Origin of the sequence: Ruminococcus sp. RTP21359st1_H3_RTP21359_211015 (assembly GCF_040909065.1) — a bacterium.
Classification (GTDB): Bacteria; Bacillota; Clostridia; order Oscillospirales; family Ruminococcaceae; genus Hominimerdicola; species Hominimerdicola aceti.
Map to the genome: position 1 here is coordinate 1 of NZ_JBDGDD010000001.1, position 21651 is coordinate 21651.

Sequence of the window (21651 nt, forward strand, 5' to 3'; positions counted from 1 at the left end):
GGTATAGCTCAGTTGGTAGAGCAGCGGTCTCCAAAACCGCGTGCCGAGGGTTCGAATCCTTCTGCCCCTGCCAGAGTGTTTTCTAAGTCGTAGACGTTTTGTCTGCGACTTTTTTGTTTATCTGCTACAAATTTTGCAGTATCAATTTGCATAAAGATACAAATTACTTGCAATTTATAAATAAAACTATTTACAAAATTATGATGTTGATTTAAGATATGAGTTTAGTTGCACCTTGCCAAACTCATGAGCGAATATTTTCTCCTTTGCGACAAAGAGAAATAGTCTTATTTACCTCAAACGGGAAAATAATAGGATATAATAAAAGCAGTACCGAAATGCTTGGCACTGCTTCTAGGAAAGGAAATTCATATGATATACAAAATAACCTTGTTTGACGCGAACTGTCCCTCATGCACAAGCGGCACAGCTTCGTTTTTTACTGAGGATATCGACGAATTTGAACACAATTATTTTTCTGATGAAAATGTGGAATCGAACCAGCTCGAAGCGCAGAAACAACGCTATTTCCGCAGTAAGGCAGGGGAAATTGTCACCGACTATTACTCCGATGCCCCTGAGCTGAATATTTTTCAGTATGCAGAATATGGCACTATCGAAAAGCGAAAGACTTTTCATTACAATGACAAGATCTTTGAGCTTCACAACGGATATTTAATTCCTTGTCCTATATACGCCGCAGAAGCTATTGTCGAGCTGGCGCAGATTGATTTTAAAAAGAACCCTGATGAGGAGGGTGAAAAGTATCTTGTGGCAAGATACTCATTGAGGGGAGTGTGCTGTAAAGACACTTTTGAGAGCGATAAGGATAAGTTCGAGGACTGCACCCCTTATGGAAATCCTATTATCAAGACCTACTATCCTGAAGATCTGCCGTACAAAGGTGAAAAAGAAATCTATTCTGATTGCAAACTGTCAACATTTGCATGGGTGGAGCTGTATCAAAACTGTTTCAAGGGCGACAATGTCAACGGCTATGAGATAGAAGAACCTACAGAAGAACAGCTTGCGTGGATAATGCGTGATATTCCAGGGGAGGCAGGCTAGTCTGCGGTGATGACACTGCCTATATCAATGTTGTTTTCTCTGAGATATCGGTCAGCTATTTTCAACCATTTTTGTGTGCCGTCAGAGCTTTCGATCAAAACACTGCACATGAGTTCGCTGTCCTCCGGTATGCCCTCGCAGCCGTAATCCTCTTCGCTTATGTCTATAACTTTGTATTTCATGCTTTCAAGACCTTTCCGGTGTGATATTGGTGATACTATAATTATAGCACGGCATTAATTTTTTTCAAGAGAAATATACTAAGCACGGCACATGACCGTGCTTTTTTTGTTAGGTTGATTGTTAATAAAATGTAAAATATCTCTACAACCTGTTGACTTAGAGCTAACTCCAGATGGTACAATATAAGTAAGCTAAAGCTAAGAAAAATTATAAGTAAAACAGGAGGAAATGAAAATGTATCTTGAAAAAATAAACTCACCTGCTGACGTTAAAAAGCTCACTGTTGATGAAATGACAGTGCTGGCTGAGGAAATGAGAAAGGCTCTGCTTTTCAGGCTCAGCAAGCATGGTGGACATTTTGGTCCTAACTTCGGCATGGTGGAAGCCACTATCGCAATGCACTATGTTTTTGAATCTCCTAAGGACAAGATAGTTTTTGACGTTTCACATCAAAGCTATCCACATAAAATGCTCACAGGCAGAAAGGAGTCCTACCTTGACGCTGACAAGTTCGATGATATCTCAGGCTACACAAACCCGGAGGAGAGCGAGCATGACATTTTTACGGTTGGCCATACTTCCACTTCTGTGAGCCTTGCAAGCGGTCTTGCAAAGGCTAGAGATCTCAAGGGCGAGGAGGGCAATGTTATCGCTGTTATAGGCGACGGCTCTCTCAGCGGTGGCGAAGCTCTGGAGGGTATCGACTTTGCAGGGGAAATGGATACAAACTTCATAATCATTGTGAACGATAACGATATGTCTATCGCAGAAAACCATGGCGGTATGTACAGAAATCTCAAGCTTCTTCGTGATACCGAGGGCAAGGCTGAATGTAACCTTTTCAAGGTAATGGGTCTTGACTATGTTTTCGTTAAGGACGGCAACGATATTTCTTCGCTTATTGAGGCTTTTGAGGGCGTAAAGGACAGCAAAAAGCCTGTTGCCGTTCACATTGTAACACAAAAGGGCAAGGGCTATGCTCCTGCGGAAAAGGATAAGGAAACATGGCACTGGCATATGCCGTTCGACCCTGAAACAGGCAAGTCCCTTTACGATTCTGAGGGCGAGGATTACGGAACTGTTACCTGCAATTATCTTCTTGAGAAAATGCAGGCTGACAAGTCCGTGTGTGCTATAACATCCGCTACTCCGACGGTTTTCGGCTTCACTCCTGATGTCAGAAAGAAAGCAGGCAAGCAGTTTATGGACGTGGGCATTGCAGAGGAACACGCAATGGCACTTGCTTCAGGTATAGCAAAGAACGGCGGAAAGCCTTTCTACGGTGTTTACAGCTCGTTCTTACAGCGTACCTACGACCAGCTTTCTCAGGACGTTTGCATAAATAAAAGTCCTGTTACAATAGCTGTTTTTGCGGCTTCGGTTTACGGCATGAGTGACGTTACTCACCTTGGAATTTACGATATACCGATGATATCAAATATCCCTGAGCTTGTTTATCTTGCACCTGTAACAAAGGAAGAATATCTTGCAATGCTGGATTGGTCACTTGACCAAAACGAGTACCCTGTTGCAATAAGAGTTCCTGCAAGCCTTGTCTCAGACGGCAAGCCTTTCACAAAGGATTTTTCAAAGCTCAACAAGTATGAGATGACACAGAAGGGCAGTCAGGTGGCTGTTATCGCACTTGGTTCATTCTACGGCTTGGGCGTTGAAGCCGCAAAGCTTATCGAGGAAAAAACAGGTGTCAAGGCTACTGTAATAAACCCTTACTACATCACAGGCATTGACAAGGAAATGCTTGAAAGCCTCAAGGCTGACCACAAGACCATTATCACTCTTGAGGACGGCGTTCTTGAGGGCGGCTTTGGCGAGAAGATAGCAAGATTTTACGGCGACAGTGATGTAAAGACCCTTTGCTTTGGTCTTGAAAAGAAGTTCTATGACCGCTATGACCCTGCCGAGGTGCTGAAAGAAAATCATCTTACTCCTGAGCAGATAGCCGATGACGTTATAAAGACACTTTGATATTTGAGGTGATAATATGAAAAATATACTTGTTATATCCGCAAGCCCTAGAAAGGGCGGAAATTCCGACGTGCTTTGCGATGAGTTCATAAAGGGTGCACAGCAGGCAGGACACAAGGCGGAAAAAATATTTCTCAGGAACTTTAAGGTGAACTACTGCACAGGCTGCGGCGTTTGCAACAGCACTCACAAGTGCGTGCAGAAAGACGATATGGCGGAGATAATGGACAAAATGGTGAACGCTGACGTTATCGTTTTTGCAACGCCTGTTTATTTCTACACCATGGACGCTCAGCTCAAGACACTCATTGACAGAACAGTGCCGAGATACACTGAAATGGTAAATAAAGAAGTGTATTATATACTCACTGCGGCTGATACAAATGCCGCTAACCTTGAAAAGACAGTTGAGAGCATAAGGGGATTTACTCTTGACTGTCTTGACGGGGCAGTTGAAAAGGGTATCCTTTACGGCACAGGCGTGTGGGACAAGGGCGAAGTGCAGAGCAGTGCACACATGAAAACCGCTTACGAAATGGGACTTCATTCATAAAATCCATTTGGAAGAGAGCTTGCTTTGGCAGGCTCTTTTTTCTTGATTAAAAATGCAAATCGTGATATACTATAATAAGTTTAGAAACATCAAGGAGAGAGAAAAATGCTATTTAGTGAAGAAGCTATCGGCTTTTTGTTTGAAAATCATACGAGAGATAGTAAGGAATGGTTCAAGGAGCATAAGGCGGATTATCACAGGCTCATAGAAGAGCCTTTTGCGGAGCTTATCACTGCGCTAACGCCCATAATGAACGATATTGACAGCAGGATAGTATGCAATACGAAAAAGATATCAAGGCTTTACAAAGACGCACGTTACAATAAGGGCGGACCGATATTCAGAGAGAGCGTGTGGTGTTCTTTGAAATGCCAGCGTGACAAAAGCGAATATCACCCCATGCCTGAGTTTTATTTCTATATCTCTACCCATGGCTTCGGCTATGGTTGTGGATATTACAAAACCGACAGAGAAAGCATGGACGAAATGAGGGTGATGATACTTGCAGGGGCGCAGGAATATAAAAAGGCTTACAAGGCGCTGAAAGACAACAGCAAGTTCGTTTTGTTCGGTGACGAGTATAAGCGTGACCATTTTCCAAATGCCAGCCGTGAGGACGCTTTGTGGCTCAATAAAAAGGATATCGGTGTAAGCTTTGACAGTGAAGACCCCAAGATGCTTTTCAACGTGAACTTGCTGGACACAGTATGCAGTGACCTTGCTTCTCTTGGAGATGTATACAGATTTTTTATGAGGGCGGAGGATAATATTTTGCAGAAAAAAGTAAAATAGCGGAGAAATTGTGTCTTGTTTGAGAATGCTTTCTGACAATTTTGTGTAAAACGCTATAAATTTTCTGGTTGTTTTATTGAAATATACAATTTATATGCTATTTGTTCAAAGAAATATTGACAGTGAATTGATTATATGTTATACTTTTATTATCCGAGGCACCGATGAAGTAAGGTGTATACTATGGGTGGATAAAAAATTATAAAGGCAAGACGTTTGAAATATCTTGAACGGTGTTGTCATGAAGGGGATCAGTGTGTGCGGCAGGCTTTTTATAGAATTACCTGCGGTGCAGCAAAAAGAGTGATAAAAAAATGCTCTCCGAGGTTTTCGGAAAGCATTGCAGAGCGTAGCTTATTTATCTTTTCACAGCCTGTGCAGCGAAATGCTGACAGGTCTTTTTGTTTATATGGATATGTTTGCTTAGGCTGACTTTAAATATGATATGTAATTCTGTCGGCAAAGATAGTTATAAGCGGCAGAGTTACAGCACTGAGGATAGTGGTGACTGTAAAGATCTCTGAGGCTGTTTTAGGGTCCTTGTCAAGGTTTACAGCGAACATTGTACACATGGTCGCTGCAGGGCAGGCGGCGGCTATTGTAACTGTCATAAGAACTATCGGAGGAGGATTAAGTATCCACATTGCAAAGAAGCCTGCCACAGGGAGTATTATGAGCTTGCACAGTGAAACGTAGTAGATACGGCGGTTTTGAAGGGCTTTCAAAACGTTGGTCTGTGCGGCTGTTGCACCTGCTATCACCATGGCGATAGGCGTGTTCATATCTGCTATGTACTGCAAAGCTGTTGCAGGATCTTTCGGCAGTCTGATATTTGTAAGATAGCAAATAAGACCGATCACAACGGCTATAACTGACGGTGAGATAAGGGCTTTCACAAGAGAAGAAAAGTCACGCTCGCCTTTCATTGTCATAAGTCCGTGCGTCCAGATAAGGACGTTGAAGAACGTAAGATACGCTGTAAGATACAAAACGCCCTCTGAGCCGTAAATGCCGTTTATAAGGGGTATGCACATGAATGCACAGTTTGAATATATTGACGAAACACGCTCCACCGCAAGGTCGGGAGTCTTTTTTCTTATAAGAACATAGGTGAGCAAGATAGTCACTGCATAGGATATCGCTGACAGCAGAAAAGACCACAGCAATCCATGCACAAGGGTCTTGTCATATTTTGACTGATAGGACATGAATATAAGCACAGGATTGATTATATTCAGTGCGAATGAGGACAACTGTTTTGTACCGTCCTTTGTGATTATCCCTTTTAAATAGCAAAATGCGCCTACAATAAGGATAATGAACATTATTATTATTTGGTTTCCGATTATCAGACCTGCTTCCATTTTTACTTCCTCTTTCACATATATTTTTCTTCTTTAGGTGTTCTTTCGTCAGAATACCCAAATATTATATCAGACTTTTGTGAAAAAAGCATGAACTCACAGTATACATTGATAGGTGATTTTTGTGTTTTTTATGTGCGTAAATAAGGTAAAATAGCAAATGACTCACCGATCTTTACGCTATGCCTTATCTCTTGACATAAAAGTTTAAGGGGTGTATAATGTTAAGAGCAGTATTGTCTTGAAAAAGAAATATAGTACATGGTCTGAAAGGATATTTACATATGGATATAAAGAAAATATGTGCGGCTCTCTGCGCTTGCGTGGTATGCTTGTGTGCAGCGGGCTGTTCAAAGGATAGTAAGGACAGCTCTTCTGCCACAGAGAGCAAGGCGAACGTTTCAACAGCCGACAATGCCGACAGCGCAAAGTCTGAGGACAGCAAGGGTGACGAGAGTGATGCGGATAGCAAGGTATTGAACGAGCAGGGTGAGCTTATTAAAAAAACTGCTGCGATCTTTGACGGTGACTACACTCTGAAAACGACCTGCACAGAGGCCGACGGCTCAAAGCAGGAGGTAGTAAGAGCCAAAAAGGGCGGAAACATCTATCTGAAAGTCACATCGGATATAGGCACCAGCGGATTTATCTATGTTGACGGAGCAGGATATGATTACGATAACGTGACCGGTGTTTATCACAAGTCAGACGTGACGGAGCTTGACGGCGTTCTTGAAAGCATAGTCAAGCAAAACCTGCCGAGAACCTATGGTCATATAAACAGTGATGAGGCTGATGATTTCGATATTGAGGAGTACACTTATACGGGCGACACGTACATTACTGCTATCGACCTGTATTTTGATAAATCTGACGGAAGCTTAAAAAAATACACGCAGACCTTTACCATTGAAGGCTCAGATGATACAGTTTCAGAATACACTGTTGACGAGCTTTCGGGGGAAGCTGACGACATCCTGTTTGACGTATCTCAGGCGACAAGTCTTGTGGACTTTGACAGTATGTCAGAGGATCAGAGGCTTGGCTATTGTCAGGGTATCTTAAACAAAGCAGGCGTTACAACAGACGATCTCAGTGCAGGGGGATATCAGACGGACGATCTTAAGACCATATCCTATGACAGCTTTGTGAGCATTGTTTACACATACGGCTACAAGTCTGCACAGCAGTAAGTCAAAATGCACAATTTCAGCGTGGAGATTTGTTGAAAACGCAGGGCGGAAAATGCCCTCTCTATGCTTTACTTGTATGCGTTTTTTTGGTATAATTATAGGTGCGGTCTTTACCGCATAAAAATGTATGCTTACAAGAGGATATATATAAATGAATATACTAAAGTTTTTGAAGCCGAAGGCTTGCGTGGATTTTGTCTATGATGACAACACGGCAAGGCAGGCTCTTGAGAAAATGAAAAATCACGGCTTTACCGCTGTGCCTGTTATCGACCGTGAGGGCAGATATGTAAAGACCCTTGCAGAGGGCGACTTTCTGTGGTTCATGCTCAATAATGGCATTCAGGATATGCGTGAGCTGGAAAAATATAAGATAAGCGAGATAACAAGGCGTGTTAGAATGAAGCCCGTCTATGTTTATTCTACTATCGAGGATCTGATACTTCTTTCAATGGATCAGAACTTTGTGCCTGTTATTGATGACAGGGAAGTTTTTATAGGTATTGTGACGAGAAGAGATATACTTAAATATTGTCACGATACTCTTAACGAGTATGAAGCGAAATATGGTCATAAGGAAGAAAAAGAGGAGATAGGTGCAGTATAAGCACTAGGAAAGGAATTGTTGTAAAAATGAAGAGGACAAACAAAAAGGGCGGTGCAGCTATAGTTGCTGTGCTTATAGTTATAATGCTTGTGGCTGTTGGCTCGGCGGCACTGGTGGTGACAGGAAGATATACCATTCAGGCAAGCAAGGTGGCAGACGCAGTTGTTAAGGTGAACAGCAAACCTGAGGAAAGTTCTTCTGAGGAGGTTTCAGAGGTTGACGACCTTTCATCAGTTGTGGAAGAGCCTGTGAGCAATTATCCTGTGAAGTCTGCAAATTATCAGGATATAAATATAAAGGGTATGACAGCAAACTCAGCTATACTTGTTGACGCTGACACAAACGAGATAGTTGCAGGTTATAATTACGAGAAAAAGGTATATCCTGCTTCTCTTACAAAGATGCTTACGCTTCTTGTAGCCGCAGAGAATATTCAGGATATGGACGCTACATATAAGTTCACAAGCGATGATATCGACCCTCTTATCGAGGACAACGCATCAAGAGCAGGCTTTGAAGCCGGGGAAACTGTTACAATGAAAGACCTGCTTTATTCAGCTATCCTTGTGAGCGGTGCTGACGGCACAACAGGTCTTGCAAACGCAGTTGCAGGCTCAGAGGAGAAGTTCGTTGAGCTTATGAACGCTAAGATCCAGGAGCTTGGTCTTACTGGCACGAAGTTTGTGAATGCAAGCGGTCTGCACAACAAAAATCATTATTCCACAGCGCAGGATATCGCAGTTATCACAAAGGCGGCTATGGATAACGAAACTTGCCGTGAAGTGCTTACAGCAACAAAGTACACAACTTCAAAGACAAAACAGCACAAGGACGGTATCGAGCTTACAAGCATTGTTGCACAGAGAATTGAGGGCTACTATGTGGATTGTGACGGTGACGGCGAGGCTGACGACGGCATAAGCATCGAGGGCGGAAAGACAGGCTTCACCGACGAAGCAAAGTACACCCTTTCAACTATACTTGATGATAACGGACACACATATATTTGTGTTACAACAAAGTCTAAGGACGAGCTGAAGTCTGTTGAGGATCAGATAGCTATTTATGAAAAGTATCTGGGCGGCAAGGCTTCTGATAATAAAGACAAGGACAGCAAGACGGACACTGACACGTCTTCTGTTTCTGAGGTCGAGGATTAATTAGATAGGATAAAAAATAAATGCGGATATCGTGGAGGTATCCGCATTTTTGTATTTTATTTTGCAAACCAGTGTAGTCAGTTCGCCCGTCGAAGTGATAAAGCTATAGGTTTTACTATCCCTATGTAGCGTTTGTGTCAATTCGTGTAACATTGTATCAATTTTTATAGCGTTTTTACAAAAAGCGGGCGAACAATGTTCGCCCCTACATGGATTGACAGAATATATCATATCACACAAGCTTTTGTATCACACCTATGACCTTGGAAAGGTCATCACAGCAGGCATACAGAAGCTTTTTTGTTTCCTCGTCAGGCTGTGAAAGGTCGGGTATCATAACAGGCTTGCAGCCTGCGGTGTGGGCGGAGCGTATGCCGTTTGGTGAATCTTCGAGGGCAATGCACTCGCTAGGGTCAAGCCCCAGCTCCTTTGCGGCGGCGAGATAAATATCAGGGGCAGGCTTGCCGTTTTCTATCATGTTTCCGCAGATAAGCTTGTCAAATCTGTCAATGATATTTATAGAGCTGAGATACAGCGTGGTGCGCTGTAGGTCGGTGGCAGTGGCAACGGCTTTTTTCAGCCCTGTGCTGTCAAGATAGTCAAGAAGCTCATCAAGCCCCTTTTTCTTTTCTATGCCGTTTTGCCTGATAAACTCGTTCATAAGCTCGATACGCTTTCCACGAACTTTGTAGTAATCAAAATCCTCTCCGAAAATGCCTTTCAGATGTGGGATAGCATACTTCGCTGCAAGAGAGCGTATGCCCAGAACGTGTTCCTTTGTCATTGGATAGCCGTAATGATTCGCCGCCTCACACCAAAACCTTGTGAGCAGCTTTTCCGTATCTATCATTAGTCCGTCCATATCAAATATAACGCCTTTGAGCATTTTTATCACGCCTTTCCAACTTGGTATCTGTTATTATATCACACTTTTGACAAGTTTTCAATAAAACTGCACAAATTAGAGGTGCAGAACATACATTCTATTGTGCATCTATATAATTCGTAATTAAAATTATATAATCCTATTGACAAATTATTAGAATGTGGTATAATAAGTACAGTGATAAAAGGCGACGCCATATGGGAACGCCTTAAAGAAAGGAATGAGAGCAAAGTGAACAAGAGCGTGTATAGTCTGGTGCTTGCAGACGATGTGGTGGAGGCTATCGACAGATTGGCATATTCCATGAATACCAGCCGTTCAAATCTGATAAATCAGATTTTGGCAGAGCGTGTTCAGCTTCTCACCCCTGAAAAAAGAATGCGTGAGATATTCTCTAAAATAGAACAGCTTATGGACAGCAGGTTTCAGACTCTTAATCAGCCCTCTGACGCTATGATGTCTATAAAAAGTCCTTTGAGATATAAATATAAGCCGACCATACGATACAGCATAGAGCTGAGCCGAGATTTTCACGGAAAGGTGGGCAGGCTGAAAGTATCTTTCAGAACTCAGAGCACACAGCTCATTTCAATGCTTGACAGCTTTTTTAAGCTGTGGGCAAGGCTCGAAGAAAAATATCTTTCGTATCTTTTCACTACTGGCGTGCCTTATGAAACAGCCGAGGGCAGATTTACAAGAGATTTTTACGCACCGCCTCAGTCGGAGCTGACCGACGAGGATATAGCGAACGCTATCGGTGATTATATAAGCTGTATGGACAGCTGTATTCAGCTTTACTTTGACAACGCCGCAGAACCTGAAACGGCGGCAAGAAAGGTATCTGAAATGTATGAAGGATATCTGAAAAAAGGCGTTGTCGTTCTTTAAACGGTGGGCGGAGCATTCCGCCTGCTGTGAGCATATATCTTTTTAAGATGATAAGGGAGGTAATTTTATGAACGCTCAGAAATTGACACAGAAATCATTGGAAGCTTTGCAGGAAGCGCAGAGCATTGCCTCAAGAAACTCAAATCAGGCTGTTGACCAGCAGCACCTTATGCTGGCTTTGCTTTCACAGGAAAACGGTCTTGTGCCGCAGCTTTTTGTAAAAATGGATATCGCCCCTGAAAATATAGAGGCGGCTCTTACAAGAGCAGTTGACGATATACCTAAGGTACAGGTAGGCGGACGTGCGCAGGACTCTGTATACATTTCAAGCGACCTTGACAAGGCTTTTGCGGAAGCCGAGTCGGAAGCTTCAAGAATGAAGGACGAATACGTTTCAGTTGAACATCTTGTTATGGGCATAATGGACAGTCCTAACAGCGCAGTAAAAGAGATCTTCAAGACCTTTGGGGTAACAAAAACAAAGTTTCTGAAAGTTCTTCAAGCTGTAAGAGGCAACGCTCAGGTAACGAGCCAGAATCCGGAGGAAACCTATGACGTGCTGAAAAAGTACGGTCAGGACCTTGTGGAGCTTGCAAGACAGAACAAGCTTGACCCTGTTATCGGCAGAGACAGCGAGATAAGAAACGTTATAAGGATACTTTCAAGAAAAACAAAGAACAATCCTTGCCTTATTGGTGAGCCTGGCGTTGGTAAGACCGCCATTGCAGAGGGACTTGCTCAGCGTATCGTCAGCGGAGATGTGCCTGACAGTCTGAAAGACAGACAGGTTTTCTCACTTGATATGGGTGCGCTTATCGCAGGCGCAAAATACAGAGGCGAGTTTGAGGAAAGATTCAAGGCAGTCGTTGAGGAGATAAAGAAGTCTGAGGGCAGGATAATCCTCTTTATAGATGAGCTTCACAATATCGTTGGCGCAGGAAAGTCAGACGGCGCAATGGACGCAGGCAACCTGCTCAAACCTATGCTTGCAAGGGGCGAACTCCATTGTATCGGTGCAACGACTCTTAACGAGTACCGTCAGTATATCGAAAAGGACGCCGCTCTTGAAAGACGTTTCCAGCCTGTTATGGTTGACGAGCCGACAGTTGAGGACACTATCTCTATACTTCGTGGACTTAAAGAGAGATATGAAGTATTCCATGGCGTAAAAATTCAGGATCAGGCGCTTATTGCGGCGGCTGTTCTTTCAAACAGATATATCACAGACAGATTTCTCCCTGATAAGGCTATCGACCTTGTGGACGAAGCCTGCGCACTCATCAGAACGGAAATGGACTCAATGCCTACAGAGCTTGATGAGATAAGACGTAAGATACTCCAGCACGAGATAGAGGAAACTGTCCTTAAAAAGGAAACTGATAAGCTTGCAGTTGAACATCTCCATGAGGTTCAGAAAGAGCTTTCAGAAATGCGTGAGCAGTTCAATGAGATGAAAGCTAAATGGGAGAATGAGAAGTCTGCTATCTCTAAGGTGCAGAAGCTCCGTGAGGATATTGAGCAATGCTCAAAGGATATCGAGAGAGCGGAGCGTGAATATGACCTTAACAAGCTTGCAGAGCTGAAATACGGCAGAATGGCTGACTTGCAGAAGCAGCTTGCCGAGGAAGAAGAGAAAGCAGAGAAGTCAAAGACAAAGAACACTCTGCTAAGAGATAAGGTAACAGAGGAAGAGATCGCAAGGATAATCTGTCGCTGGACAGGTATCCCTGTTGCAAAGCTTATGGAGGGCGAGCGTGAGAAGCTTCTCCACCTGCCTGATATCCTCCACGAGAGAGTTATCGGTCAGGACGAAGCCGTTGAGCGTGTGTCTGAGGCTATCATGAGATCTCGTGCCGGTATCGCAAATCCAAATCAGCCGATAGGTTCGTTCCTTTTCCTCGGTCCTACTGGCGTTGGTAAAACAGAGCTTGCAAAAACTCTTGCACAGGCTTTGTTTGACGACGAGAACAATATCGTTCGTATAGATATGTCGGAGTACATGGAGAAATTCAGCGTAAGCCGTCTTATCGGAGCGCCTCCGGGATATGTAGGCTATGAGGAGGGCGGTCAGCTCACCGAGGCTGTAAGAAGAAAGCCTTATTCAGTAGTTCTTCTTGACGAGATCGAAAAGGCTCACCCTGACGTTTTCAATATCCTTTTGCAGGTGCTTGACGACGGACGTATCACAGACTCACAGGGCAGAACGGTTGACTTCAAGAACACTATCATAATCCTCACTTCAAACCTTGGTTCTCCTTATATCCTTGAGGGCATCACACCTGAGGGCGAGATATCTCAGGAAGCAAGGGACAAGGTGGACGCTCTGCTGAAACAGCAGTTCAGACCTGAGTTTCTTAACAGACTTGACGATATAATCTACTACAAGCCTCTTATGAAGACGGAGATATACAAGATCGTTGACCTTATGCTTGCAGAGCTTGGCAAGCGTCTTGAAGACAAGAGGCTCAGCATAGAGGTAACAGACGCCGCTAAGGAAGCTATCGTAAATCAGGGCTACGACCAGAACTTCGGTGCAAGACCTCTCAAGAGGTTTATCCAAAGACGTATCGAAACTCTTATCGCAAAGAAGATCATTGCAGACGAGCTTGAGCCTGATTCTATCTTGCAGGTAGATTATGACAAGGACTTCGTTGTGAACGTTATTTATAATACTGTTACAGAAGAGTGATAGTATTATGCCGAAGGGCAGCTCCGGGAGGGGCTGCCCTTTTTTGTGGGAAAAGAAGGTTTTAATTTATTTTAGGTTAATAATAAAAGAATTATCTTGTTAATGTTTTGGTAAGATATACTGTTTGTAAACAAAAAAGAACAGTTTATTTTGTGAATTATTCTAGGCTATTTTGCTTGCAAATGAGGCACATATATGCTAAAATATTAATATCGTGAAATATGTGATCTGATAAGGGGAATTAATATTTATGAAAGCAAATTTTTCTGATACGAATGATTTTGTTCAGAGCATGAACAGAGGAAAGCGCAAAAAGAAGATAGCGTTGCTGGTGCTGTGTATAGTGCTTGCATTCCTTGTGGCTGCCTGTGTTGTCGTGGGCCTGAAAATAAGGGAAAATAACCGTATCGCCATGGCGAAATCGGTCATAACAAAGCTTGATATAAGCACTACCTTCAAGGAGTCGGAGTTTTCTGACGATCAGGACTGGGACGGTGACGGCATAAAGAATGCCGATGAGGTACGTCATGGCACTAACCTTCAAAGCGAGGATACTGACAATGACGGAATAAGCGACGGCGATGAGACAAAGCTAGGCACGAACCCTATTGAAGCCGATACTGACGGCGACGGTCTTCTTGACGGCTATGAGCTTATGGCAGGCACAAATCCGAGAGAGTCAAAGTCTGACGGAAAGACCAATGACGCTGAAAGAGAGCTTACAGTGGAAAAAAATGCAGGGGACTGCCGCCTTGAAATAAAGGGCGACGCAAACGCTGCCAGTGCGACCCTCGTTGAACTTGACCTCTTTGGTATCTCTTCAAATGCAAGTATCGTCACAAAGGCTTATGACGCTTATTCTGACTATAAGTTCAACTCGGCAAAGATAACTTTCGATATCGACTCTGCAAAGCTGAGTAAAATGGGATATTCATTTGATGACCTTACAGTGCTGAGATTTGATTCACGCTCGACCCTTTACACAAAGGTGGATTCAAAGGCAGACAAGAGCAAAAAGACAGTTTCTGCTTCTCTTACAGAGCTTGGCACTTATGTGGTAGGCGTTGAGAAAACTGTAAACGATGAAGCCACAACAAGGATCTGCTTCCTCGTTGATAACTCCGGCTCTATGTATCCAAAGGAGCAGTGTGTAACTTCTTCTGAGAATGATGTTGACTTCAAGCGTCTTGAATTTGCAAAGAATCTTATCGACAAGTTTGAGAGCCACTATCAGGTCGGCATTTGCAAGTTCACAGGAAGCTACAAAAAGATGGTAGACTTCACTGATGATAAGACGAAGCTTACGGAAGCTCTCGATAAGATAAAGTCTGAGAAAGAGATATTTAACGGCACTCACAGCCAGACGGCTCTTAAAAAGTGCATGGACGAGTTCAAGGCAACTTCCGGTGGAAAATACAGAAATATCATCGTGATGCTCACAGACGGCGAGTCTGACGAGTTTAATCCTGCAAGCGTTTCAAGCCTTGCAAATACTGCAAAGGATAAGGACATAATCGTTCTCACAGTTGGTCTTGGCAGAGATGTTGACAGAGATTGGCTTCAGGAGCTTGCTTATTCCACAGGCGGAAAGTATTACTCAGCTTCCGACGCAAACGCCCTCAATGACGTTTACAAGCAGATAGTTACTACACTGAACTATGATATCGTTACATACACAAACGCTGACGATAACGTAAGAGGTTATTCACTTTACAACACAGGCTTTGACCCAAAGGTGAACGGCTTCTCATTCAAGAATTTCAGAACAACAACTACCGCAAGTGTTGACTTCGGCATGGCTGTTATGGCAAGAGATTGGTATCTCGGAAATGTAAAGACTTCTCTTGGGGATATCGCTCCGTCAGATAAGAGCGACATAAAGGTGAATGCCGCAGGCTATGACATAAGCGGAACAGACTTCGGTAAACAGTATGACGAAAGAGTGCCGCTTAGCAAGATAACCTCAGACCTTTTTGCGGGCACATATTCAGACGTTACAAAGTATCTCGACTATTCCTGCACAGGGGATATTCTCACCCTTAATGATGACTATAAGTATGACAGCAAGAACAAGGGCTGGGTAAAGGACGTTACGAAAATATCAGGCGGCAATCTCCGCTGGAAAAAGGTGGAGCTGCTTGATATGGATATAGCAAACGGCATTGACAAAATAAGGGGTGGCTATTCCTCAAATGACGCAGAGTTCGCAAAGGCACTCTACAGACTTAACGCCCTCCAGTGGGACGATTCTTCGTCAGAGTATAACCTTAACAACGACAGTAATGGCTTTGAAAAGCTTGAAGACCAGCTCAGCCTTGGCATACCAGTTGTTACAACTATAGACGATATTCATACAGTGAACGCTATCGGACTTATTCAGGATTCTGATTGCCACAGAAAATATATCCTTCAGATATATGACAACAACTATCCTGGGGAAACAAAACAGCTTTATATCCAGAAGCTTCCGAAGTGCAAGCTCAAGATAGACAGCAATGGCAAGGCGACAGTTGTTGGCACAACGTTTGAGTATTCCGCAACATATGAGGGCAAGCAGGTCGGTATAGAATTTTCTGACGTGACAGCTCATTAATAAGAACAAAAAACGGAACGGCTTTGACCGCTCCGTTTTTTGTTAGATAGTTTGTCAGGATTATTTGATATAGTATACCCAATTGTCTTTTCTCTTGAGGCACTCGGGATATTCACCCTCAGTGTAGCCGAGTGCGCAGTGACCGATGCCCTCGTATTCGCCCTCGATGCCAAGGCTGCGGAGGATCTCTTTGCCTTCTTCAGACTCAAATTCTTCCTTTGCACGATGTATCCAGCAGCTTCCAACGCCCTCGTTGTGAGCGGCAAGCATAAGATTGCCCATAACAAGACTTCCGTCATAAATGTAAGTCGGGCAGGATTTGTCAGCTAGTACAATAAGAATAACAGGCGCACCGTAGAACGGGTCGAAGCCCTCAGCCCAGCCGCCTATCTTTCTGTTCATCTCAGAAATTTTGTCACGCATTTCCTTGTTGGTGACAGCAATGATAATAGGTGACTGCAAGTTTCTTCCTGTGGCGGAATAAGTTCCTGCTAGTATGATGCGGTCGAGAACGTCCTGAGGTATCATGTCAGGCTTGTATTTTCGTACACTTCTTCTGGTTTTCATAAGTTCGAGCAGATCTTTCATAAAACAGCCTCCTTTGTAGGTTTGATAGTTATTTGCTTACACTTTGATTTTAGCATAGTTTGTGGAGAATGTCAACGGCTGTTTAAGTGAGGAGTGAGGAGCGGTTTAAGTGAGGAGTGAGGAATGACAGCGCCGCACCGAGTGGGGCTGAATGAGGAATGAGGAATGAGGAATGACAGCGCCGAACAGAGTGGGGTAGCCAACACCGAACGAAGCGAGCAAAAGGTCCAGGGGCACGCCCCTGGTCAGGGTCAAGGGGTGAAACCCATTGCAGGGTCTAGGGACAGAGTCCCTAGCGGAGTTTGAGGCAGAGCCTCATTCGGCGCAAGCCGATTAAGCGGTGCAGAGGTGAAAAGAAGAAATACAAACTAAATCACTAAACAAATAAGTATCGAAGAATAAGACCTGCACCGCTTTTGTTGTTTCCTGCACAACGTAAAATCCGCAAAGAGCGAAGCGATTTTGCGGCACGGCAAAGTAGCGTCCCCTACATGGTTTGTGAAAACATAAATAATGTGTGGATATCGCAGGAATGTATGGGCAAACAAGAAGCAGGCGAACAGCGTTCGCCCCTATCAAAAAATTTATCGCCGACAGACGATACCATAATTCCTCATTCCTCACTCCTCATTCTACAAACGCCGCTTTCTTCATAAAAAATCTCTTGCAATTTCAGCGATACTGTGCTATACTAACAAGGTATGTTTAAAAATGCAATGAAATATGGAGGAATAATTTTGGGTAAGCTTGAAGATGAGATCAAACGCCGCCGTACTTTTGCGATAATTTCCCACCCTGACGCAGGTAAGACAACTCTTACGGAAAAATTTCTGCTTTATGGTGGTGCGATAGCTCAGGCAGGTGCTGTAAAAGGTAAAAAGAACTCCCGTCATGCTGTTTCAGACTGGATGGAAATAGAAAAACAAAGAGGTATCTCTGTAACTTCTTCTGTTATGCAGTTTCAGTATAAAAATTATTGTATTAATATTCTGGATACTCCTGGACATCAGGACTTCTCTGAGGATACCTACCGTACTCTTATGGCTGCAGACTCAGCCGTAATGGTAATAGACGCTTCAAAGGGTGTGGAAAATCAGACCAGAAAGCTTTTCAAGGTCTGCGTTATGCGCCATATCCCTATATTTACTTTCGTAAATAAAATGGATCGTGAGTCCAGAAATCCTTTCGATCTTATGGAGCAGATAGAGTCTGAACTTGGTATCCAGACCTATCCTGTGAACTGGCCTATCGGCTCAGGCAAAGAGTTTAAGGGCGTTTATGACAGAGATAAAAAGCATATAATCTCTTTTGAGGCAAGCGGTGGACAGCATCAGGTGGCAGCTACAGAAGTCGACCTCTCCGACCCGTCACTTGACAGCCTTATCGGCGAGGATCTCCACTCAACTCTCTGCGATGATATCGAGCTTCTCGATGGCGCAAGCTATGAGTTTGATATCGAAAAGGTGAGAAAGGGTGAGCTTTCGCCTGTGTTCTTTGGCTCTGCTCTTACAAACTTCGGCGTCGAGCCGTTTTTGGAAAACTTCCTCGAAATGACAACTTCTCCTACTCCGAGAAATTCTTCTGCCGGTATCATAGATCCGTTCGACCCTGAGTTCTCGGCTTTCGTGTTCAAGATACAAGCTAATATGAACAAGGCTCACCGTGACCGTATCACTTTCCTGCGTATCTGCTCAGGCAAGTTCGATAAGGATATGGAAGTTCTCCACGTTCAGGGTAATAAAAAGCTCAGACTTTCTCAGCCTCAGCAGATAATGGCTCAGGAAAGAGAGATAATAGACGAGGCCTATGCAGGAGATATAATCGGTGTGTTTGACCCAGGTATCTTCGCTATCGGTGATACGATTTGCTCGCCAAAGAAAAAGTTCGAGTTCGAGTCTATCCCGACCTTTGCACCTGAGCATTTTATGAGAGTCCGTCAGAAGGATACCCTCAAAAGAAAGCAGTTCGTAAAGGGTACAACACAGATCGCACAAGAGGGTGCGATACAGATATTCCATGAGCCTGACAGCGGTATGGAAGAAGTTATCGTGGGCGTTGTGGGCGTTCTTCAGCTTGAAGTTTTTGAATACAGAATGAAAAATGAGTACAACGTTGACCTCTTCAAAGAGGGTCTGCCTTATTCTTATATCCGCTGGATAGATAACAAGGATATCGACCCTAAGACATTGAAGCTTTCAAGTGACACAAAGCTTGTCAAGGACTTCCGTGACAACTATCTGCTTCTTTTCACAAGCGAGTGGAATATCCGCTGGGCGCTTGAAAGAAACGAGGGTCTTGAGCTTTCAGAATTTAACAGAGGCGACCTGCAATAATACAATATTGCTAAATACCCTTTCCTAAAAAGTGATAAACTGACCAAAGTGTGTGCTTTGGTCAGTTTTTTTCTTGACTTTTTATTTGATATATGTTATATATTAAGTAGGTATATGTATGAAATATTAAGTAGGTATATGTATGAAAACTATTTTTTGGGGTGATATGTATGATAAAAAAGATAAGTGCGGCGGCAATTGCGGTCATTATGTCAGCGAGCATGATGTTCACTACAGCTTCGGCAGACGCTTCCTATGTTCTTGATAAGGACGCAGGAGAAGACTTCGTCAATTTCATAGACGGCAAGCTGCCTGATATTTTAAAGAGTATGGACAGTGTTGCAGACGGCGATAAGACCTACTTCGACTATGGCTCATGGTTCATGGATCTGGATTTTGACGGTGTGCCTGAGTTTATAATAGGCGGTGAAATGGCTGACGGCGACAGACATTATTCTATTCTTACCAAGGACGGTAAGGAGATAAAGATAGATGACACTGTTGCAGACGGACAGTATTTTCCGGGATTTATGGGCTTTGATTATATGCCTTACAGAGATCTTTATACAGGGGAGGTATCATATTTTTCAAGTAACGATAAGATAAAAACTATGACCTTTGACCCTGAAAAAGGCGTTACTGAAAAGGAGCTTTGCTCGGAAGAATACGATTTGGAAACTGACAGCACTGTTTACAAAACAGACGGCAAAGAGGTCAGCGAGAGCGAGTATTATAACTATAAATCCACCCTCAGCAGATTTATCCCTCTTGAAGTGGAAAATACAGAGCTGACATCAGATGAAACTGCAAATGCTGACGCTGATAAGCTTCTGGAAATGTATAACGAGTATAACTGCGTTGTCATGACGGCGGAGAACAAAAAGGACGATATGACAAGCGTAATAGTCGAGATGTACGATCTTCTTAAAGAGATGATGGTTGACGTTCCTTCTGAAATTGCTGATGATGTTGATTGGAGCTATAACAGTTGGTTTGAGGATTTAAACTTTGACGGCGTTCCTGACTTTGTTATCGGCGGTATTGCAGACCTCTTAGATGAAGGTACTGCTTTAAGGCTTTATGACGTTATCGGTATGGGCAATGCAGGCTTTTTGGCGGATACCAATGTGTCGAACGACCATGGCGACGGTGAGAACGGCTTCGGCTTCAAGCCTTATGTAAACAAGCAGACTGGCGAAAAAACATACCTCTCAGAGGATAGATATGCAGAGGACGGCAAGGAGCATTACGCAGTGAGAAAGCTTTTTAGCTGTCTTGGTGAATGTCTCACCGCTGATATCTGCACCGCAGAATATGACAGCAAAAAAGGCATGACTTCATACACCATCGAGGGAAAGAAAGCCACATCAGAGGAGTTTCAGGCGTATCTTGCAAAACTTAACAGCGACTATGATGAGCTTTCTGTAACAATAAGCACCATGGGCGAAAACAAAGTTCCTAATAATGAAGGCACCCTTGCAGAGTCATATGACGATTATAAGCTTGGGGACGTTGTGGGCGGAGCAAGCTTTACATATGTAGAAAAGAAGAACACTTCAAATGATATTTCTAACCCTGACAAAACAGCAGGCTCTCAGGCTTCAAAGAATTATAATACCGATTCGTCAACAAATCCGTCAACAGGTGCGGCGGCAGGCGTTATAGCCGCAATAATAGCCGCTGGAGCAGGTTTGGCGATATGTGCAAAGCGTAAAAAGAAATAGTCTTTTCAGCCTAATATATGCTGAGGTGAACAGCGTTCACCCGTATATTGGCATATTATCTGTGTGCTGAATATTTTATCACCGTACCCTCTCGTGGTGCGGTGATTTTTTTTTGCATAAGCCGTCCTTTGTCCGCATAACTTGTACAAAGGACAAAAACTAGGAGGGCGGATATATGTTCAGAAGATTGCAGAATATTTTGTGCTGCGTGGTGATAGCAGGCTTTGCGGCAGTGTGCTGGTATGGCAAAAACAACGGTGAAGCCGTCATGACAGGTGGGGCGGTGAAAACGACCATGGATAAGCCTGTGGTGGTAATCGACCCAGGTCACGGCGGTATGGACGGAGGCTGTGTATCCGTTGACGGCACGCCTGAAAAGGGGATAAACCTTGCGGTGGCGGAAAGCCTCCGTGACGGTCTGAAGCTTCTCGGCTATGATGTTGTTTGCACCCGTGAAAGCGATATCTCTATCTATGACAAAGGCACAGAGGGGCTTGGGGAGCAGAAAAAGTCCGATATGAAAAACCGCCTTGCCATATTCTCGAAATATTCCGATGGCATATCAGTTTCCATACACCAAAATCAGTTTACCGACAGCCGCTACAGCGGTGCGCAGATGTTCTATTCTAAAGACAATGCCGAGGGTGAAAAGCTTGCGGGAGTGATGCAAAAGCAGTTCGTTTCCCTTTTACAGCCTGACAATACCAGAGAAACTAAGCCGGTAGGCGACGAGCTTTATCTACTTAATAATACCAAAAATCCTGCGGTGATGATAGAGTGCGGTTTTCTTTCAAACCCCGAAGAGGCTCAGAAATTGGAGAACGAGGACTATCAGCGTCAGGTGGCATTTACAGTGCTGACAGGTATCAGCGAATACAGGCTAATGCAGAAATAGTCCATTGGTGCGGCGGCAGTGAGAAAACACTGTCCGTCGTTTTTTGTTTGTAAAACGTTACATAAATTGCTTGACTTTTAAAAGGGGATATTGTATAATATAATAGTGTATTTATAGCATAGTATATTTTTTAACTTTTTCCTGCCGTA

General features: G+C 43.6%; 17 protein-coding genes. 13 read left to right on the top strand and 4 right to left on the bottom strand.

The features are described from left to right. Nucleotides 1-372: 372 nt before the first annotated feature. Nucleotides 373-1068, top strand: coding sequence for a hypothetical protein (locus tag AB5Z01_RS00005; RefSeq protein ID WP_287215299.1), 696 nt, complete (start codon nucleotides 373-375; stop codon nucleotides 1066-1068). Here AB5Z01_RS00005 and AB5Z01_RS00010 read toward each other — a convergent pair. Then, nucleotides 1065-1250, bottom strand: a complete 186-nt coding sequence (locus AB5Z01_RS00010) for a hypothetical protein (protein WP_046441573.1) — start codon at nucleotides 1248-1250, stop codon at nucleotides 1065-1067. The genes AB5Z01_RS00005 and AB5Z01_RS00010 overlap by 4 nt on opposite strands. A 235-nt stretch (nucleotides 1251-1485) precedes the next feature. On the opposite strand from AB5Z01_RS00010, the gene AB5Z01_RS00015 reads away from it, so the two are divergent. The 3 genes from AB5Z01_RS00015 (at nucleotide 1486) to AB5Z01_RS00025 (ending at nucleotide 4582) form a co-directional block, all read left to right on the top strand. Next, nucleotides 1486-3237, top strand: a complete 1752-nt coding sequence (locus tag AB5Z01_RS00015) for a 1-deoxy-D-xylulose-5-phosphate synthase (protein WP_332009153.1) — start codon at nucleotides 1486-1488, stop codon at nucleotides 3235-3237. A gap of 16 nt (nucleotides 3238-3253) precedes the next feature. Further along, nucleotides 3254-3790, top strand: coding sequence for a flavodoxin family protein (locus tag AB5Z01_RS00020; RefSeq protein WP_022288256.1), 537 nt, complete (start codon nucleotides 3254-3256; stop codon nucleotides 3788-3790). A gap of 105 nt (nucleotides 3791-3895) precedes the next feature. After that, nucleotides 3896-4582: a DUF2461 domain-containing protein gene (locus tag AB5Z01_RS00025; protein WP_368365174.1), complete on the top strand. Its 687-nt coding sequence runs from the start codon at nucleotides 3896-3898 to the stop codon at nucleotides 4580-4582. Between the two features lie 434 nt (nucleotides 4583-5016). Here the strand turns inward: AB5Z01_RS00025 and AB5Z01_RS00030 are convergent, their stop codons facing one another. Next, the gene (locus AB5Z01_RS00030) at nucleotides 5017-5946 is read right to left on the bottom strand and encodes an AEC family transporter (RefSeq protein WP_287215294.1); all 930 of its coding nucleotides are present in this window, start codon (nucleotides 5944-5946) and stop codon (nucleotides 5017-5019) included. 284 nt (nucleotides 5947-6230) lie between these two features. On the opposite strand from AB5Z01_RS00030, the gene AB5Z01_RS00035 reads away from it, so the two are divergent. The 3 genes from AB5Z01_RS00035 (at nucleotide 6231) to AB5Z01_RS00045 (ending at nucleotide 8906) form a co-directional block, all read left to right on the top strand. Continuing rightward, nucleotides 6231-7139: a hypothetical protein gene (locus tag AB5Z01_RS00035; protein ID WP_287215293.1), complete on the top strand. Its 909-nt coding sequence runs from the start codon at nucleotides 6231-6233 to the stop codon at nucleotides 7137-7139. A 151-nt stretch (nucleotides 7140-7290) separates the two neighbouring features. Further along, complete coding sequence (locus AB5Z01_RS00040) at nucleotides 7291-7746, top strand: CBS domain-containing protein (RefSeq protein WP_117863422.1); 456 nt, start codon at nucleotides 7291-7293, stop codon at nucleotides 7744-7746. Between the two features lie 26 nt (nucleotides 7747-7772). Further along, nucleotides 7773-8906, top strand: a complete 1134-nt coding sequence (locus tag AB5Z01_RS00045) for a D-alanyl-D-alanine carboxypeptidase family protein (RefSeq protein ID WP_051706897.1) — start codon at nucleotides 7773-7775, stop codon at nucleotides 8904-8906. Nucleotides 8907-9138: 232 nt separating this feature from the next. Here the strand turns inward: AB5Z01_RS00045 and AB5Z01_RS00050 are convergent, their stop codons facing one another. Then, a complete protein-coding gene (locus AB5Z01_RS00050) occupies nucleotides 9139-9792 on the bottom strand; it encodes an HAD family phosphatase (RefSeq protein ID WP_195220914.1) in 654 nt (217 codons plus the stop codon). Between the two features lie 177 nt (nucleotides 9793-9969). Here AB5Z01_RS00050 and AB5Z01_RS00055 point away from each other — a divergent pair, with 177 nt between their 5' ends. The 3 genes from AB5Z01_RS00055 to AB5Z01_RS00065 all read left to right on the top strand — a co-directional run bounded on the left by AB5Z01_RS00055 (nucleotide 9970) and on the right by AB5Z01_RS00065 (nucleotide 15962). Continuing rightward, the gene (locus tag AB5Z01_RS00055) at nucleotides 9970-10680 is read left to right on the top strand and encodes a hypothetical protein (protein WP_287215292.1); all 711 of its coding nucleotides are present in this window, start codon (nucleotides 9970-9972) and stop codon (nucleotides 10678-10680) included. A gap of 67 nt (nucleotides 10681-10747) precedes the next feature. Next, nucleotides 10748-13369 carry an ATP-dependent chaperone ClpB gene (clpB, locus tag AB5Z01_RS00060; RefSeq protein ID WP_022288264.1) on the top strand — a complete coding sequence of 874 codons (2622 nt, stop codon included), beginning with the start codon at nucleotides 10748-10750 and terminating at the stop codon, nucleotides 13367-13369. A 250-nt stretch (nucleotides 13370-13619) separates the two neighbouring features. Beyond that, nucleotides 13620-15962, top strand: coding sequence for a VWA domain-containing protein (locus AB5Z01_RS00065; protein ID WP_287215290.1), 2343 nt, complete (start codon nucleotides 13620-13622; stop codon nucleotides 15960-15962). 60 nt (nucleotides 15963-16022) lie between these two features. On the opposite strand, the gene AB5Z01_RS00070 is transcribed toward AB5Z01_RS00065, so the two are convergent. Beyond that, nucleotides 16023-16550 (bottom strand): nitroreductase, encoded by a 528-nt coding sequence (locus tag AB5Z01_RS00070; RefSeq protein ID WP_195220916.1) that lies wholly within the window; start codon nucleotides 16548-16550, stop codon nucleotides 16023-16025. 737 nt (nucleotides 16551-17287) lie between these two features. On the opposite strand from AB5Z01_RS00070, the gene AB5Z01_RS00075 reads away from it, so the two are divergent. The 3 genes from AB5Z01_RS00075 (at nucleotide 17288) to AB5Z01_RS00085 (ending at nucleotide 21502) form a co-directional block, all read left to right on the top strand. Continuing rightward, nucleotides 17288-18883 (top strand): peptide chain release factor 3, encoded by a 1596-nt coding sequence (locus AB5Z01_RS00075; RefSeq protein ID WP_022287650.1) that lies wholly within the window; start codon nucleotides 17288-17290, stop codon nucleotides 18881-18883. Between the two features lie 170 nt (nucleotides 18884-19053). Then, nucleotides 19054-20607 (top strand): NPXTG-anchored protein, encoded by a 1554-nt coding sequence (locus AB5Z01_RS00080; RefSeq protein WP_368365175.1) that lies wholly within the window; start codon nucleotides 19054-19056, stop codon nucleotides 20605-20607. Nucleotides 20608-20782: 175 nt separating this feature from the next. After that, nucleotides 20783-21502 (top strand): N-acetylmuramoyl-L-alanine amidase, encoded by a 720-nt coding sequence (locus AB5Z01_RS00085; RefSeq protein ID WP_046441586.1) that lies wholly within the window; start codon nucleotides 20783-20785, stop codon nucleotides 21500-21502. Nucleotides 21503-21651 lie beyond the last annotated feature (149 nt).

Coding starts and splice junctions, on each gene's coding strand:
- AB5Z01_RS00025 (WP_368365174.1), top strand. CDS start 3,896: ATGCTATTTAGTGAAGAAGCTATCGGCTTTTTGTTTGAAAATCATACG.
- AB5Z01_RS00015 (WP_332009153.1), top strand. CDS start 1,486: ATGTATCTTGAAAAAATAAACTCACCTGCTGACGTTAAAAAGCTCACT.
- AB5Z01_RS00030 (WP_287215294.1), bottom strand. CDS start 5,946: ATGGAAGCAGGTCTGATAATCGGAAACCAAATAATAATAATGTTCATT.
- AB5Z01_RS00070 (WP_195220916.1), bottom strand. CDS start 16,550: ATGAAAGATCTGCTCGAACTTATGAAAACCAGAAGAAGTGTACGAAAA.
- AB5Z01_RS00085 (WP_046441586.1), top strand. CDS start 20,783: ATGTTCAGAAGATTGCAGAATATTTTGTGCTGCGTGGTGATAGCAGGC.
- AB5Z01_RS00045 (WP_051706897.1), top strand. CDS start 7,773: ATGAAGAGGACAAACAAAAAGGGCGGTGCAGCTATAGTTGCTGTGCTT.
- clpB (WP_022288264.1), top strand. CDS start 10,748: ATGAACGCTCAGAAATTGACACAGAAATCATTGGAAGCTTTGCAGGAA.
- AB5Z01_RS00005 (WP_287215299.1), top strand. CDS start 373: ATGATATACAAAATAACCTTGTTTGACGCGAACTGTCCCTCATGCACA.
- AB5Z01_RS00020 (WP_022288256.1), top strand. CDS start 3,254: ATGAAAAATATACTTGTTATATCCGCAAGCCCTAGAAAGGGCGGAAAT.
- AB5Z01_RS00040 (WP_117863422.1), top strand. CDS start 7,291: ATGAATATACTAAAGTTTTTGAAGCCGAAGGCTTGCGTGGATTTTGTC.
- AB5Z01_RS00010 (WP_046441573.1), bottom strand. CDS start 1,250: ATGAAATACAAAGTTATAGACATAAGCGAAGAGGATTACGGCTGCGAG.
- AB5Z01_RS00065 (WP_287215290.1), top strand. CDS start 13,620: ATGAAAGCAAATTTTTCTGATACGAATGATTTTGTTCAGAGCATGAAC.
- AB5Z01_RS00080 (WP_368365175.1), top strand. CDS start 19,054: ATGATAAAAAAGATAAGTGCGGCGGCAATTGCGGTCATTATGTCAGCG.
- AB5Z01_RS00035 (WP_287215293.1), top strand. CDS start 6,231: ATGGATATAAAGAAAATATGTGCGGCTCTCTGCGCTTGCGTGGTATGC.
- AB5Z01_RS00050 (WP_195220914.1), bottom strand. CDS start 9,792: ATGCTCAAAGGCGTTATATTTGATATGGACGGACTAATGATAGATACG.